The organism is Rothia sp. HMSC058E10 (genome assembly GCF_001809415.1).
Classification (GTDB): Bacteria; Actinomycetota; Actinomycetes; order Actinomycetales; family Micrococcaceae; genus Rothia; species Rothia dentocariosa.
On sequence record NZ_KV797620.1, the window covers coordinates 1 to 400 of the forward strand.

Sequence of the window (400 nt, forward strand, 5' to 3'; positions counted from 1 at the left end):
TTAATACTATTTGTCGTGACAACAATCATTAAGATGCCCAAAATAACCTCGTAGAGGGCTACTATAACCCCCACTATTGTAAAAGAGCTCCCGGCAGATGAAGATGGATCAAGAATCTGCACTAGCATAAACGGCACATAGGTAACCTCGGAGACTGGGGCAACAATAAGGCCGTAAATATTGGCGCCTCGTATCCACCGAAACTTGACTGATCTCCTAAACCGCATAAACGCGACAACCTGCAAGATAACGTGAATCATGTAAGGAAGTGCAATAACGGCAATAATAAACATACCCGCCAAGATAAGATCATCATATCCACTGGGCGCAGATACCAAAACGTTAATGAATACACAGACAAAAACAACCAGCATGATGAGCACAGGAATAATAATTAGAA

The 400-nt window shown here is 42.0% G+C and carries 1 pseudogene; it reads right to left on the reverse strand.

The features are described from left to right. Positions 1–400: pseudogene (locus HMPREF2609_RS04490) on the reverse strand (uracil phosphoribosyltransferase); the annotation flags it as partial.